This is a genomic window from Streptomyces sp. NPDC006602 (genome assembly GCF_042870385.1).
Classification (GTDB): domain Bacteria; phylum Actinomycetota; class Actinomycetes; order Streptomycetales; family Streptomycetaceae; genus Streptomyces.
The window spans coordinates 778,765-793,559 of record NZ_JBIAHG010000002.1 but is presented as its reverse complement, the minus strand read 5'-3'; the positions used below and the strand labels follow the sequence as shown (position 1 = coordinate 793,559).

11 protein-coding genes are annotated in these 14,795 nt (G+C 69.9%); 4 read left to right on the top strand and 7 right to left on the bottom strand.

Annotation, left to right across the window (positions count from 1 at the left end):
- Positions 1–9 precede the first annotated feature (9 nt).
- Together ACFYO2_RS08295 and ACFYO2_RS08290 are read left to right on the top strand one after the other, a co-directional pair.
- Positions 10–3,609 carry a DUF4082 domain-containing protein gene (locus ACFYO2_RS08295; RefSeq protein ID WP_388345808.1) on the top strand — a complete coding sequence of 1,200 codons (3,600 nt, stop codon included), beginning with the start codon at positions 10–12 and terminating at the stop codon, positions 3,607–3,609.
- A gap of 55 nt (positions 3,610–3,664) precedes the next feature.
- The gene (locus ACFYO2_RS08290; protein WP_388345806.1) at positions 3,665–4,711 is read left to right on the top strand and encodes a glycosyltransferase family 2 protein; all 1,047 of its coding nucleotides are present in this window, start codon (positions 3,665–3,667) and stop codon (positions 4,709–4,711) included.
- A 65-nt stretch (positions 4,712–4,776) separates the two neighbouring features.
- Here the strand turns inward: ACFYO2_RS08290 and ACFYO2_RS08285 are convergent, their stop codons facing one another.
- The gene (locus tag ACFYO2_RS08285; RefSeq protein WP_388345803.1) at positions 4,777–5,448 is read right to left on the bottom strand and encodes a hypothetical protein; all 672 of its coding nucleotides are present in this window, start codon (positions 5,446–5,448) and stop codon (positions 4,777–4,779) included.
- 194 nt (positions 5,449–5,642) lie between these two features.
- On the opposite strand from ACFYO2_RS08285, the gene ACFYO2_RS08280 reads away from it, so the two are divergent.
- Together ACFYO2_RS08280 and ACFYO2_RS08275 are read left to right on the top strand one after the other, a co-directional pair.
- The gene (locus ACFYO2_RS08280) at positions 5,643–7,676 is read left to right on the top strand and encodes an O-antigen ligase family protein (protein ID WP_388345800.1); all 2,034 of its coding nucleotides are present in this window, start codon (positions 5,643–5,645) and stop codon (positions 7,674–7,676) included.
- Positions 7,673–8,572, top strand: coding sequence for a glycosyltransferase family 2 protein (locus tag ACFYO2_RS08275; RefSeq protein WP_388345798.1), 900 nt, complete (start codon positions 7,673–7,675; stop codon positions 8,570–8,572). Before ACFYO2_RS08280 ends, ACFYO2_RS08275 begins: the two co-directional genes overlap by 4 nt.
- Positions 8,573–8,690: 118 nt before the next feature.
- On the opposite strand, the gene ACFYO2_RS08270 is transcribed toward ACFYO2_RS08275, so the two are convergent.
- From ACFYO2_RS08270 to ACFYO2_RS08245, 6 genes are all read right to left on the bottom strand, one after another.
- A complete protein-coding gene (locus tag ACFYO2_RS08270; protein WP_388345795.1) occupies positions 8,691–9,677 on the bottom strand; it encodes a class I SAM-dependent methyltransferase in 987 nt (328 codons plus the stop codon).
- Entirely contained in the window at positions 9,671–10,348 is a 678-nt protein-coding gene (locus ACFYO2_RS08265; RefSeq protein WP_388345792.1) for a class I SAM-dependent methyltransferase, read from the bottom strand. The genes ACFYO2_RS08270 and ACFYO2_RS08265 overlap by 7 nt, the downstream gene beginning before the upstream one ends.
- Before the next feature lie 88 nt (positions 10,349–10,436).
- A complete protein-coding gene (locus ACFYO2_RS08260; protein ID WP_388345789.1) occupies positions 10,437–11,237 on the bottom strand; it encodes a glycosyltransferase family 2 protein in 801 nt (266 codons plus the stop codon).
- Between the two features lie 28 nt (positions 11,238–11,265).
- Entirely contained in the window at positions 11,266–12,372 is a 1,107-nt protein-coding gene (locus ACFYO2_RS08255) for a hypothetical protein (RefSeq protein WP_388345786.1), read from the bottom strand.
- Positions 12,372–13,931, bottom strand: a complete 1,560-nt coding sequence (locus ACFYO2_RS08250; protein ID WP_388345784.1) for a lipopolysaccharide biosynthesis protein — start codon at positions 13,929–13,931, stop codon at positions 12,372–12,374. The genes ACFYO2_RS08255 and ACFYO2_RS08250 overlap by 1 nt, the downstream gene beginning before the upstream one ends.
- Positions 13,894–14,772: a chain length determinant protein gene (locus ACFYO2_RS08245; protein WP_388345781.1), complete on the bottom strand. Its 879-nt coding sequence runs from the start codon at positions 14,770–14,772 to the stop codon at positions 13,894–13,896. The genes ACFYO2_RS08250 and ACFYO2_RS08245 overlap by 38 nt, the downstream gene beginning before the upstream one ends.
- Between the last annotated feature and the right edge of the window lie 23 nt (positions 14,773–14,795).

The window sequence follows — 14,795 nt, the reverse complement described above, 5'->3', positions numbered from 1 at the left end:
GAGGTACACATGAACAGATGGATCAGACGGATCCGGGGCGGCCGCCTCGCCGTCGCAGCAGCACTGATATGGGCGGTGCTCCCGCAGGCCACACCCGCCCAGGCGGCATCCGATCCGTGCGGATCAGGTTCGAACCCGGTCGTCTGTGAGAACTCCAAGCCGGGCAGCCCGATGTCCGACTGGTACTCGCCCAACTCCTACGGCGACATCAAGGGTTTCACCACCAAGGAGAGCGTCCAGGCGGGTGACACCGTCCAGTTCAAGGTCCAGTCGAAGGTCTCGTACCGCGTCGAGATCTACCGCCTGGGCTGGTACGGCGGCGACGGCGCGCGCCAGATGTCGACCGCGGCCCAGGCGGCCGTGACCTATCCGGCCAACTACGCTGGGAATCCCGCGAGTTGCACCACCAAGAGCAGCACCGGCCTGGTCGACTGCGGCAACTGGCCCGTGACCGCGAACTGGACTGTGCCCAGCGACGCCGTGTCCGGCCTGTACATCGCGAACCTGACGCAGACGGACGGCGACGGCCTGATGCCGTACCCGTTCGTCGTTCGCAAGGACTCCAGCACCTCCGACATCGTCGTGCAGACCAGCGACCAGACCTGGCAGGCCTACAACGACTACGGCGGCCAGGACCTCTACGGAGGCACCGGGCCCGCGCCGGACGGCCGCGCCTACGAGGTCAGCTACAACCGGCCGCTGGACATCGGCGGTGACAACGGCATCTACGGCTCCGAGTTCATGATGCTGTCCTGGCTGGAGCGCAACGGCTACGACGTCAGCTATCTGTCCGGCGTGGACGTGTCGACCAACGGCTCCACCCTGCTGAAGAACCACAAGGTGTACCTGTCCTCCGGCCATGACGAGTACTGGACGCAGAGCCAGTACTCAAATGTCCTGGCGGCCAGGAAGGCCGGCGTCCGGCAGGCCTTCTTCAGCGGCAACGAGGTCTTCTGGAAGACCCGGCTCACCCCCAGCATCGACGGTACGAGCACGGCGAACCGCACCCTGGTCTGTTACAAGATGACCAAGATGGCGCAGAACAACGGCATCGCCGACCCCAGCGGCACCTGGACCGGCACCTGGATGGACCCGGCCAGCACCAACTACGGCCAGACCTACCAGCCGCCGAACATCCTCACCGGCTCCATGTTCACGGTGAACGGCTACCGCAACGACGCGATCACGGTCCCCGGCTCGTACGGCAAGAACCGGCTGTGGCGCAATACCTCCATCGCGAACCTCACGTCGAGCCAGACCGCCACCTTCCCGGCCGGCACCCTCGGTTACGAGTGGGACAGCGACATCGAGAACGGCACCAGGCCCACCGGGGCGATCGACCTGTCGTCCACGACGGTGGACATCAACGACGGCAAGTACCGCCTCGACTGGGGCAACATGTACGGCAACGGCACCGCGAAGCACAATCTCGTCGAGTTCCGCGACCAGGACTCCGGGGCCCTGGTGTTCGGGGCGGGGACCGTGCAGTGGTCGTGGGGTCTGACCAATCTCCCGACGTACAACCCCGATGACGTGGTGGTCACCGAGGACGCCCGCATGCAGCAGGCGACCGTGAACGTCCTCGCCGACATGGGCGTCCAGCCGAAGTCCCTGCAGAGCAACCTGGTCACCGCCACGGCCACCACCGACACCACCGGCCCGGCCGTCACCGTGACGAGTCCGGCCTCCGGGGTCACCGTCCCGGCGCTGAAGCCGGTCACCATCAAGGGCACCGCCACCGACTCCGGCGGCGTGGTAGCCCGCGTCGAGGTGTCGACCGACGGCGGAACGACCTGGAACGCCGCCACCGGCCTGGCGTCCTGGAGCTACAGCTGGACGCCGACGGCCCCGGGCTCGGCGTCCATCAAGGTCCGCGCGGTGGACGACAGCGTCAACATCGGCGCCACCACCACCATCCCGCTGACCGTCGGCCCCCAGGCCTGCCCCTGCACCATCTGGCCCGCCACCGCCGTGCCCGGCACGGTCAACGCGGGCGACGCCGGCCCGCTGGAGCTCGGCGTCAAGATCCGTACCACGGTGGCCGGTTCGATCACCGGAATCCGCTTCTACAAGTCTCCCGCCAACACCGGAACCCACACCGGCAGCCTGTGGACCGCCTCCGGCACCCGCCTGGCCACCGGCACCTTCACCAACGAGACGGCGTCCGGCTGGCAGCAGCTGAACTTCGCCACCCCGGTGACCGTCAAGGCCAACACCACCTATGTCGGCTCGTACTTCGCTCCCAACGGCGGATACTCCTACGACGGCGGCTACTTCTCGGACAGCGCCGCCGGCCTGGCCCCGCTCACGGCCCTGAAGTCCGGCACCGACGGCGGCAACGGCGTCTACCGCTACAGCTCGACCAGCGCCTTCCCGTCCTCGGCGTCCTCGGGCAGCAACTACTGGGTCGACGTGGTGCTGGACACCTCGACGGCCAGCACAACCCCGCCCACCGTCACCTCGACCTCCCCGACGTCCGGCGCGACCGGCACGTCGATCACGGCACCGGTGTCGGCCGTCTTCGACCACGCCATCGACGCCGACACGCTCACGTTCACCCTGAAGGACCCGAACGGCAACACCGTGCCGGGCACCAACACGCTCCCCGCGTCGAACAAGGCGACCTTCACACCGTCGACGGAGCTGGAGCTGCACACCACGTACACCGCTTCCGTGCAGGCCGAGGACCTATGGGGCAACGCCATGGCGAACCCGGTGACCTGGAGCTTCACCACCAGTTCCACCCCGCCCGCGGTCACCTGCCCCTGCACGCTGTGGAACTCCAGTACCGTGCCGGCCAGGACCGCCGTCACCGACGACCCCAACTCCCTTGAACTGGGCACCCGGTTCCAGTCCTCGGCGAGCGGCTGGGTCACCGGCGTCACCTTCTACAAGGGCGCCACCAACACCGGAACCCACACCGGCAGCCTCTGGTCCGCCGACGGCACGCTCCTCGCCTCCGGCACCTTCACCAGCGAGTCGGCCTCCGGCTGGCAGACGATGACCTTCGCCACCCCGGTGGCGATCAGCGCCGACACCCCGTACGTCGTCTCCTACCACGCGCCGAACGGCAACTACGCGGTGGACGGCGGCTACTTCGCGTCGGCCCACAAGTCGTATCCGCTGACCGCCATCGCCGACATCAGCACGGCCCACAACGGGCTCTACCGGTACGGCAGTGACGTGGCCTTCCCCAACGGCTCCTACGGATCCGCGAACTACTGGGTAGGACCGGTCTTCACCGCCGACAACCCGTCCGCGGCGCTGACACCGGGCACCACCTCGGAGGTGACCACCTCCTTGCTGGCGCACACCGCCGACGCGGCGGACGCCCTCGTCACGTCGTTGCCCAGCACGACCCAACTGGGATCGGTGAAGGCGACGGTGACCGTCCTGCCGGGCGCGCAAGCCGAAGCCGCCAGGAAGCTCCACGTCAAGGCCGTTCTCACCTACGACCGGGCCACCCACGAGATGTCCGTCCACCTGTCCGCCCCGCTGCCGGACGGCACGCGGTTCAAGATCACGGTCACGGCCCGGGACAAGCACCACCACACGGTGAAGTCCCGCAGCTGGGTCCTGAAGAGCAAGACCGTCCGCAAGAAGCACTAGTGCCCACCGGTGCCGGCCTCCCCGAGGCCGGCACCGGGGATTGGCTTCCTCACCGATGTCCACCGTCAGTGTTGTGATCCCCTGCTACAAGTACGGCCATTTCCTCGCCGACTGTGTGAGCAGCGTCCTGGACGAGCAGGACGGCGTCGACGTCCGGGTGCTCATCATCGACGACGCCTCGCCCGACGACTCGGCGGAGACCGCGCGCAAGCTGGCCGCCTCCGACCCGCGCATCGAAGTCCGCGTCCACGAAACCAACAAGGGCCACATCGCCACGTACAACGAGGGCCTCCTTGAGTGGGCCGACGGCGACTACGTCGCCCTTCTCTCCGCCGACGACCGGCTGGTCCCGGGCGCGTTGGTCCGGGCCGCCGCGCTCCTTGACGCCCACCCCGAGGCGGGGTTCGCCTACGGCCGACCCCTGCGCTTCCAGCACGGCGGCCCGCTGCCACCGGCCCGTACACGGAGCACCGGCTCGGCCGTCTATCCCGGGCACTGGTGGCTGGAGCGCCGGTTCCGCGAGGGCACCGGCTGTATCACCTCGCCCGAGGTCGTCGTCCGCACCAGCCTGCAGCGCGAGGTGGGCGGCTACGACCCCGCACTTCCGCACGCCGGCGACATCGAGATGTGGATGCGGCTCGCCGCCCGCGCGGACGTCGGCTACGTACGCGGGGCCGACCAGGCCTTCTACCGCGTCCACGGCAACAACATGTCCACCACCGACTTCGGGGGTCAGCTCGACGACCTCCGCCAGCGCCTCGTCGCCTACGACTCCGTACTCGACAAATGCTCAGACCTGCTGCCGCAGGCCGATCGACTGGCCACCGCGGTGCACACCCGCCTCGCCCGCTTCGCGCTGCGCCGCGCCTACCGCGCCTACGACCGGGGGCGCACCGAGCTGGTCCCGGTCGACGAACTCGTGGCCTTCGCCGGGGAGTGTCTGCCGGAGTACGCGGCGCTGCCCGAGTACCGCGCGCTGCGGTTGCGCAGGCGGATCGGTCCGAAGGCCATGCCGTATCTGCAGCCGCTGGTGTGGTCGGCCGTGGCCGAGCGCGGGCGGGAGTGGCTGTGGTGGGAGTCCTGGAAGCGCCGCGGCATCTGATGTCCACGCTCGATCCGAGGACCGTGGCCGGCCGGGCGCACGGTGCCGTGCGCCCGCTTCGGAGCTCAGCCCGCCACCGGAACCCCGCCGACGTGGTGGCGTGGGCCCCGGGACTTCTCCTTCTTGTTCCTGCGGCGCAGCGCGTACTGGTCGAACCACAGCGCGCTCAGGATGGCGGCACCCGCGCCCAGCAGAGCCGTACCGGCCAGCGCGCGGCTCCTGGTGCCCTGCACCTGGGCGGCGCTCGGTGCGACCAGGACGGATGCGCTGATCCGCGCCCCGGCCGCGATCCGCTGCGCGTCCTGGAGGTCGGCCACATGCCCGGCGTAGACGTCGATGATCCGGCGGACCGCCGTGTTCGCCTCGACGGGGCTCGCCCCCCGCGCCTGCACCTGCAACGAGGGGATCAGATAGGCGGGCGTCGCGCTGGTGCCGCTGTTGCGCGGGATCAGCTGGTACGTCCCGTGAACGCCGGCTGCGTTCAACTCCTTGCGCCCGGCGGGCGATGCGAGCTGCTGGATGACGCCGTACGAGAGGGTGGCGAGCGGCGGTTGAAGGTTCGTCAGCTGGTTCGGCTGGTTCCCCGTCACGGGCGGTTTGAGGACGACCACCGCCGAACTCAGGTACTGCGGGGTGGGGCGCAGCACCGGGTAGGCCGCGGCAGCCGTCAGCAGGAGCGCGAACACCAGGACGTACCAGCGGCGGAGAAGCGCTTCGGCGACGTCACGAGGCGACACAGGGATTCCTTCCGTCGGCACCGATCCTCGCAGGCGCGGAGGCGGACCGCCACCGGATCACGAGGCCTCAGGGGTCCTTGCTTTGTGCCCGATCAGGTCGCGCGACCTGATCGGGCGCTCACAGTTCGAGGACCCCTAAGCTGTGCCCGAGCCCGGGCGTTCGGTCCCGCAGCACCGGGACGGGGGGAGTTCTCATGAGCCTTGGCGACATCTGGGCGATCATGTGCAGGCGCTGGTACTTCATGGTGCCCCTCACCCTGCTCAGTGTTCTCGCGGGCGGGTACCTGTACCGGACCATCCCGGTGTCCTACCAGTCGCAGAGTTCCGTCACCTTGCTCGACTCCACGGCGGTCGCCGATCTGGCGCCCACCTTCGGCAACCCCATATCGAACGCGGGCGGTTCACTGGTCGTCACGGCCGACGTGCTCATCAGGACGCTCCAGTCGAGCGACTCGGCCAAGGAACTGCACTCCCGCGGCGTCACGGACCGGTACACGGCCGGGTTCGCGCCGGACGCCGACAGCCCGCTGCTCACCCTGAGCGTCACGGGAACCGACCAGGCGAAGGTGCTGCGGGAGACCACCACCCTCACCAAGTTCGCCGGGGAGCAGTTGAAGGCGCTGCAGGCCGCCTCCAAGGTGCCGAAGGTGTACCTGGTGCAGACCGCGCCCGTCGTTCTGCCGCAGACACCGGTCTCGCAGCCGAAGGCGCGGTACCAGAACATCGCGTCGATCGTCATCGTCGGGGTCGTCAGCGCGTTCCTGCTGTCCATCCTGGCCGAGGGCGTCGCGGTGGTCCGCCGTCGGGGACGGGCCCAGGCCGGGTACGTTCCCCGGCGCCATCGCGCCCGGCCTCCCGAGCGGGCGCCGAGGGGTCTGCTGACGCGGAAGCTGGACGCCACGACGATCCTCACCGGCTACCTGGTACTGGCCTTCTTCGTCCCGTCGAACCTCACCCTGCCCGCGCTGGGCGGTGTCGGCACCCCGGCCAACGTCTTCGCCCTGCTGGGGCTTCTCTGGTACCTCGCGACCTGGCTCGGCGGCCGCATCCGTCCGGCCGAGGGCACCAGGCTCCCGCGCGTGGCGATGTGCCTGCTCGCCGCGGCGGTGCTGCTGTCGTACCTCGCGGACGCGACCCGCGACAGCTCGCACAAGGAGGTCCTCGGCGCCGACCGGGGGCTCATCGGGCTCGGGGTGTGGGTGGCGCTGGTGGTGCTGGCCTCGGCCGGCATCCAGGAGCGCGGCCGGCTGGAGGTCCTGATGCGCCGGCTCGTCGTACTGGGCACGGTGGTCGCCCTGATCGGCTACTACGACTTCTTCGCGGCGACCAACGTCGCCGACTCCATTCACATCCCCGGCCTGCAGTCGAGCACCGCCGGGATCAGCGCCATGGACCGCGGCTCGTTCACCCGGCCGCGCTCCACCACGGCCCATCCGCTGGAGTTCGGGGGGATGCTGGCCATCCTGGTTCCCTTCGCCGTGCACCAGGCGTTCGATCCGGTGCGCCGGCACGCCGGTGCACTGCGCCGCTGGGCCCCTGTGGCGATCATGGCGGGTGCGCTTCCGCTGACGGTGTCCAGGACGTCCATCATCGGCGCCTTCATCGCGATCCTGGTGATGGTGCCCCGCTGGAAGCCGCAGCGGCGCTGGGCCGCGTTCGGAATCATCGTGGGTTCGGTGGCCGGCTTCAAGGTGATCATTCCCGGGCTGATCGGAACCATCACCAACCTGTTCGCCAGCTTCCTGTCCAACTCCGACAGCAGTACCCAGGCGCGCACCGTGAAGTACAGCGCGATCGTCCCCTACTTCGACGAACACCCCTGGTTCGGGCGCGGGTTCGGCACCTTCACTCCCGACCTGTACTTCTTCACGGACAACCAGTACATGCTGACCCTGGCCGAGATGGGCCTCGTGGGGCTCGTCGCGCTGTTCGCCCTGTTCGTCACCGGGATACACACCGGCGGTGCCATCCGCCGGCTCGCCCGCACCGATGCCGACCGGGAACTCGGGCAGGCGTTTCTCGCCTCGGCGCTGGTCGCCCTGGTCATCAGCGCCACCTTCGACGCGCTCAGCTTTCCCATGTACGCCGGAATGTTCTTCCTGATCCTGGGGGCCGGCGGCAGCCACCTCGGCTTCGTCCGCCGCGAGGCGGCCGCGGCACGGGCCGTGGTCCCCGTCCCCCGTGCGGCATCCGAAGCCCGGCTTCCCCAACTCGTGGAGTCCCGATGAGCGCCGTCGCCGTCATCGTCGTCACCTGGAACAGCGCTTCGGTGCTCCCCGGGTTCCTCGCCTCACTTCCCGATGGCATGGCCGGTCTCGACTGGCGGCTCGTCGTCGCCGACAACGACTCCTCCGACGACACCGTCGACGTGCTGCGGGCGCTGGCGCCGGACGCCACGGTCGTCCGGAGCGGCCGCAACGCCGGATACGCGGCTGGGGTCAACGCGGCGCTGGGCGCGGCTGGTGAGTACGGGGTCGCTCTCATCTGCAACCCCGACATCCGGATGCGACAGGGCTGCGCCAAACGTCTCGTCGACGGACTCGGGGACGGAGTCGGGATCGCCGTACCTCTCCTGTACGAAGAAGGCGGCAACACGCCCCACTGTTCGCTGCGCCGCGAGTCGAGCGTGCTCCGGGCCCTTGGCGAGGCCGTGATCGGCAATACCCGGGCCGGGCGTTTCCCGGCCCTGAGCGAGCTCGTCACCGACCCCGCCGCGTATCAGCGGCCCACGCGCGCGGACTGGGCGACCGGCGCCCTCATGGCCATCTCGGGGGACTGCCTGGCCGCTTGCGGTCCGTGGGACGAGTCCTTCTTCCTCTACTCGGAGGAGACCGAGTACTGCCTGCGCGCGCGGGACCGGGGATACGCCACGCAGTTGGAGCCGACAGCCGAGGCCGTGCACCTCGGGGGCGACTCCCAGGTGTCGCCCCGCCTCTGGACCCTGCTCACCCTCAACCGTGTCCGCCTGTACCGGCAACGGCATGGCGCCCTCTCCACGGCCGCCTTCCGCACCGCGGTCCTGCTCCGGGAGACGACACGAGCAGCGCTGGGCCGCCCGGCCAGCCGCGCGGCGGCGGCGGCCCTGGCCCGACCGGGCGCCCTGCGCGGAACACCGGGACCCTGACAGCGAACGTCCACCGGGTCGCCGCCAAGGGGGCGCGGGGCTGTATCGATATGCGGCTCCGCCGCGTGGGCGCGACCAGGGCGCCGCAGCCGGCCGACGGCACATCGTGGCACTTCCCTCAGCCCGCAGCACTCCGTGGCCGGCACACCATAGCCACGAAATCGTGCCCCACCTCCGGCAGCGCAGCATCCTCCGCAGCGAAACACCGTTCCAGCAGCGCCAGCGTCCCCGGCTCCTGGTCACGGAAGTTGTGCGCGATCCCGGAGAACGCGATGTGCAACACCGTCCCCCCGTACGGCCGTTCCTCGACGACGTCGAATGCGCGCCGCAGGCCCGGCAGCAGCGCCGCCGCGTCGACCGCCTCCGAGGGGTCGTCCAGTACCATCGACAGCCTGCTCGGCCGCACGACGCGGCGCTTGATGCGGCCGTCGGCCAGGCGCCGTCGCTCCTCGGGGAGCTGGGCCAGCAGCGCGTTCGCCGCCTCCAGTTGGCCGTCGGTCCACTGGAACCGGGTTGGGCCGACGAATTCGTCGATCACGAACAGACCATCAGGCTCGATGAGTTGGGACAGGCGGGGCAGGGTCTCGTCGAGGTCGTCGAAATGGTGCAGCGACTGCAGGCCCAGCAGGACGTCGAAGCGTTCCCCGTCGCTGGTCATCCGGTTGACGTCGGTGACCCGGAAGCGCAGGACGTCGGCGAGGCCGTGCTCGGCGGCGGCGCGGGTGGCGAAGTCGATCCGCTGCTGCGCCACGTCGACGCCCTCCAGGAGACCGAACGCGCCGGTCTTCGCCCAGAGCAGCTCGTTTCCGCCGGTGCCGCACCCCAACGACAGGCCGCGCAGATCGGTGCGCGGCGCGAAGTGCTTGGCGGCCACGTACTGGGGAAAGGAGGTGTCCGCGTCGCCGGTCATCAGCAGATTCCACCGCTTGATGACCGCCGGTATCGCCCACCACTCGGTCAGCGACGGGTCGACCTGGGACCAGTGCTGGACCACTCGCGCGCCGCCCCGCACCCGCAGCTTGGCCAGCACCGGGTCCAGGTCCAGTTTCCGCACCTTGCGCAACAGCCGGTCCGCGTCATGTCTGTTGATCAGGTTGTTCAGCATGCGAGCTCCGTTCGCACGGCTGTCAGCGACTTCGTCGCACCGAGCACCCGCTCGCTGAGGAGCACCGAGTCGGGGAACAGGTAGCGCATCTCGGTGCGGGTCAGCAGCTCGATGTTGATCACCGCGTTCATCGCCGACTCCGGGCTGTCGGGGCGGCTGTGGACCAGCGGCCAGTGCCGTACCAGACGGGCCCTGGCGGCCAGCGGCAGGAACTGGAAGCCGGGCGCCACGAAGTGCGGCTCGACGGGGAAGTAGCGGTACGGCGTCTGGATCCAGTGCAGCGGGGCCAGCGATTCGACGGCCGAGACGAACTTCCGGCGTTGGCTGTGGCCGCCCACGTGCTCGATGGTCGAGTTGGAGAACACCAGGTCGTAGCCGCCGTGGCCGCTCAGTTCGGCGGCGACCGCCGGGTCGGTGACGTCGGCGACCTCCGCGGTGATCCAGTCGGGCAGTTCGGCGGGATGTTCCTCCAGATTGATCAGGTGGACGTGCTTGGCGCGCACCGGGGCACGCAGCCACATCTCGGCCGTCCCGCCCAGGTCCACGACGCGCATGCCCTCGATGCCGGGGAAGCAGCGTTGAAACCGCTCCCAGCGGGCGATGCGCAGGCGTTCGCCCAGCGAGCCGGGTGCGTCGACGAATCTGTTTCTGAGGGCGCGGGATCGGGGCACGGGATCAACCACCTGTGGTCGGAACGGAACGATCGAAACGGAACTGATCGGAATGGAAGGTGAGCGACGGTCGGCGAGCCGGGCGGCTTCAACTGGGCGGTCCCCACCGGGTGTAGAAGCTGGCCGGGTTCATCAGGTAGCGGACGGTGGGGTGCGGCACATGGCGCACCCGGTGCCTGCGGCCGTACCGGTGGATCAGCTCCCAGTCCTCCCGGGGCAGCACTTCCGGCGTCCGGCGCAGGCGGCTGAAGTGCAGTGAGCGATTGCGGCGGGCGACGAAGGCGTTGGTGTCCAGGAAGGACTCGCGGGCGGACCTGCGCCGGTCGTAGGGCACCGACAGGACGTCACGCTCGCTTCCGTCGGGCAGGACGCGGCGCAGCGCCGTGTAGACGCCGTCGGGGCCGCCGGGCGACTCCAGTACGTCCAGCGCGCGGGCGAGATGGTCCGGCTCCCACAGGTTGTCGTCGTCCAGGAACGCCACGTAGCGGGACCGTGTCAGCCGGATCCCGATGTTGCGGACGACTCCGGCGACACCGGTGTTGCTCGCCAGTGAAACGGCGAACAGCCTTGGATCATCGGGCAGTTCGGGAAGCCCGGCGCCGTCGTCCACGACCATGACGACCTGGTCGGCCACGCTCTGCGCCAGCGCCGAGCGCACCGCGGCACGCAGCGCCTCCGGGCGGCGGTGGGTGGCGATCACCGTGGCGACCAGCGCCGAGGGCGCGGACGGGAGGCCGGCCGCGAGCCGCCGGGTCTCGGCGTTCTCGACGCGGCGGAGCCTGATCGCGGAGGGGGCCAGCAGGATCTTGTTCCTGGTCTCGAAGAGCACCAGCCAGCCGAACACCGCCTTGAGCAGTGTCCAGGGTGCCCGCGCGACACGACGCATCATGGTCTCGCCTCCCCGGTGGGCGCCCCGTTCACGAGGCCGGCTCGGGGTGGATCGGGCGGCCGTCGGACATCAGGTTGTTCCGCCACACGTTTCCGGCGCCGCTCGCGTTCCAGTGGGCGACCACGCCGTAGCCGCCGGAGGAGGGGTGGTACTGCGTCGAGAAGATGTTGTCGGTGACCTTGATCCCGGTGGCGCCGGTGTCGCCGCCGTACAGGGCGTACGCGCCGCCGGCGATCCAGTTGTGGTCGACGGTGACATTGCGGACGACCCCGGTGTCCGCGAACAGACCGATGCTTCCCGAAGCCCCCTGCTTGAGGCTGGTCGCGTTGAGCAGGGTGTTGTGGCGGATGATCAGGTGGCCGGTGTTGCCGCCGCCGCTGATCACCGCGTTGGTGTGCTGCCACTCGCCGCCCAGGTTGACGAAGGGAACGATGTCGTGGACGTAGTTGTCGTGGATATTCCCCTGCCCCATGGACAGGGCGTCACCGAACACCGAGACGTCGCACCAGCCGACCTCGACGGAGCTGCCTCCCATGTTCGACACCGCGTAGTCCACGCCGCCGTTGTCCGGCCCCTTGCCGGGCACGGCGGTGATGGTGGAGTGCAGGACCCGCAGGCCGCTGTAACCGGGGCGCAGGTTGACGCCCCACCAGCTGTCCGAGGTGATCTTGGTGTCGATGACGGTGACGTCGTTCGCGTAGATGTCGAGCGAGCCGGTGATGTCCCACCCGCGGATGACGAGCCCGTTGGTACGGACGGCCATGTACCCGGTCTTGTGGGGCTTGAGAGGGATCCGCGGACCGGTGGTGGTGGCGTCCGGGAAGCCGCAGGCGCCGGGAGAGGCGCAAGCGGCCTTGGCCGGGGGTGCGGCGGACGCACTGCCGGCACCCGCCGTCGAGGTGGGCTTCCCCGTCGGGGACGGCGAGGTGGCGGGGCGGTCCGTCGCCTGGCCGTCCGCGGTCGACGGACCGGCGCTCGGTGCCGCCGAGGACCCGCTCGCGGGGCAGGTTCGTGCGTCATCGGGGCAGTCCGGCAAGGCGGTCCGGTCAGATCCCGAGCAGGCCACGGCCAGGACCGCCAGCAAGGCTGCGAGCGCCAGGTGCGCGAGCGATTTCCGGCTGATACGTCGTGACATCAGGGTGTCCTCATGTCCTGTGGGGTAGTCCGAACCGGTGCGGAAGCCCGGTGTCGGCCACGGTGGGGCCGGTCGCCGCGATCGACGCCGCGCAGGAAGTCGCGGCTGGGCATGACGCACAGCGTGTAACCGGCCAGGGCGATCGTGCTGATGGCGAGGAGGGCGAGCCGGCCGTCGCCGAACCGGGGCTCCAGGCCGAGGATGATCACGGCCATCACGGCCCCGCCGAGGAAGGGCCACGCGCAGGCCCTGGCGATCCGGCCGACTCCGATGCCGCCACGGCTCAGCGCGAACAGGAACACGGGCACCACCAGGCCGCCGGCGACCAGGACATGGGCCTGTGAGGCTCCGACGATGCCGTTCAGGCGGGCGGCGACGAGGAGCGCCGGGATCAGGGCGGCCAGCCACAGGCCCTGCACCAGGAAGAGCGACCGGCGCTGCCCGATCGCGACCAGGCAGTCGTAGGCGAGTTCGCTGCCGATGCGGATCAGACCGAGGGCCATCAGCCAGGGCAGTGCCGCGGCCGCGGGTCCCCACTGGCTGCCGTAGATCAGCTGGATGGCCGGCCCCGCGAGGCCGGCCAGCAGGACGCACAGCGGGACGGTGGCGGTGATCACCACGCCCAGGGCACGGCTGAAGCCCTGGGCGAGCGCCTGCGGCGAGTCGGCCAGGCGGGAGAAGCCGGCGAAGGAGACCCGGCGGGCGGCCTCGGAGATGATCCTCACGGGCCAGCCGGAGATGTTGAAGGCGAGCACGTAGAAGCCCAGAGACACGTTGCCCAGCGTCGCGCCCACCACCAGGGTGTCGGCGTTGACCACCGCGAGGGCCAGCATGCTCGCCCCTGCCAGCGGAAGCCCGAACCTGAGCAGCGCCCGGGCCTGCTCGGGGTTCCAGCCGAACTTCAGGGTGCCCGGCGCCGCCAGCGCGCAGCCGATCAGTGTGACGACGTTCCCCGCCACGGCTCCCCAGGCGAAGCTCATCGCGCCCCAGCCCTCGAAGGCCAGCAGCAGCGTCACCGAGGTGCTGAGCACGAAGTTGAGCCCGTCGATGATCATCCGCTTGCCCTGGGCGAACTCACGGGTGAGGAAGCCGCCGGGCACCTGTGCCAACCCGTCGATCACCACGCACAGGCACATCACCCGCAGTACGCCCGCGGCGTCCGGCGAGCCGAGCAGGCCCGCCACCGTCGGTGCCGCGGCGAACAGCGCCACGTACAGCAGGCCGCTGGAGAGGACGCTGAGGGTCAGTACGGTCGGCGCGAACCGCCGTGCGTCCCCCTCCCAGCGCACGATGGCCAGGCCCACGCCCAGCTCGTTCGCGGACAGGAGGACCAGCAGCACGGTCTGGGCGATGCCGTAGACGCCCCACTCCGCAGGGCCGAGGGCGAAGCGCGCCAGCACAATGCCGGTCGCGAAGTTGCCCAGGCGCACGACGACGGTGTTGATCAGGCTCCAGCGGGCTGCCGAACGGACCTTCGTGCCGAAGGAGGGGGCGGTGGCAGGAGCGGGGGTGTCGCTGGGGTCAGCGTTCTCGCTGTCCGTTGTGCGAACGCTGTCCATGAGTCGACTCCTCGTCGAGCGGCTCGGTGGCGGGTGCCGCGACCATGGCGGGCCGCCCCGCCCTCGGCTCCGCGGCCCGCCTGTCCCCGGTGGACCGCGACCAGGCGGGCGGTGTGCGGAGAGCGATCGTCTGTTCCGCCACCGGCTCCTCGGCCGTCGACCGGGGAGCGGTGGCGGGGGAACCGGTCGCCGACTCGGGTGTGTCGTCCGGCTGTTCGGGTTCTTCCGGGCGCACCGGTGAGTGCGACCGGCGGCGCGCCTCCACGTAGAAGACGACGACCATGCTCAGCACCAGGCCCAGGCCTCCGGCCATGATCATGTACTGGAGCCGGGTCTTGGTCTGCGCCACCGGGCTCTGCGGCGGCACGATCGTCGTCATGCGGATCATGGCCTTCTCGGCGACGGACTGCTGTTTCTGGAACTCCTCCAGCCGCTCCTTGGCATACGTGGTCAGGATGCGGTCCGAGGCCAGGACGGCGCTCTTTTCGGTGCCGGTGACGCTGAGCCACATGAGCGGCCCCTGGGCGTTGTCGGCGAGCTTGGCGTCGAACGTGCCGGTGGCACCACGGGACTTGAGCTCCCGCACGGAGACATCGGAGTTGAGGTTGCGGGCCAGGCTGTCGGCCATGCCGGTGAGCGAGGTCTGGGTGCTCAGGAACGGGTTGCCGTCGTAGGCGACCGTGGCCTTCTGGGAGTTCAGGAGGACCACCGTGCTCTGCGACTTGTAGGTGACCGGAACCACCACGGCCACGGCGACCGTCAGGCCGACGGTCAGCAGCAGTCCGGGCAGCAGGACGTACCAGCGCCTGCGCATGACCCGGAAGATCTCAGCGAGATCCATGAGGTCCCCCCCTCGCGACCAGA

Coding starts and splice junctions, on each gene's coding strand:
- ACFYO2_RS08255 (WP_388345786.1), bottom strand. CDS start 12,372: ATGTCACGACGTATCAGCCGGAAATCGCTCGCGCACCTGGCGCTCGCA.
- ACFYO2_RS08260 (WP_388345789.1), bottom strand. CDS start 11,237: ATGATGCGTCGTGTCGCGCGGGCACCCTGGACACTGCTCAAGGCGGTG.
- ACFYO2_RS08295 (WP_388345808.1), top strand. CDS start 10: ATGAACAGATGGATCAGACGGATCCGGGGCGGCCGCCTCGCCGTCGCA.
- ACFYO2_RS08290 (WP_388345806.1), top strand. CDS start 3,665: ATGTCCACCGTCAGTGTTGTGATCCCCTGCTACAAGTACGGCCATTTC.
- ACFYO2_RS08280 (WP_388345800.1), top strand. CDS start 5,643: ATGAGCCTTGGCGACATCTGGGCGATCATGTGCAGGCGCTGGTACTTC.
- ACFYO2_RS08250 (WP_388345784.1), bottom strand. CDS start 13,931: ATGGACAGCGTTCGCACAACGGACAGCGAGAACGCTGACCCCAGCGAC.
- ACFYO2_RS08270 (WP_388345795.1), bottom strand. CDS start 9,677: ATGCTGAACAACCTGATCAACAGACATGACGCGGACCGGCTGTTGCGC.
- ACFYO2_RS08275 (WP_388345798.1), top strand. CDS start 7,673: ATGAGCGCCGTCGCCGTCATCGTCGTCACCTGGAACAGCGCTTCGGTG.
- ACFYO2_RS08245 (WP_388345781.1), bottom strand. CDS start 14,772: ATGGATCTCGCTGAGATCTTCCGGGTCATGCGCAGGCGCTGGTACGTC.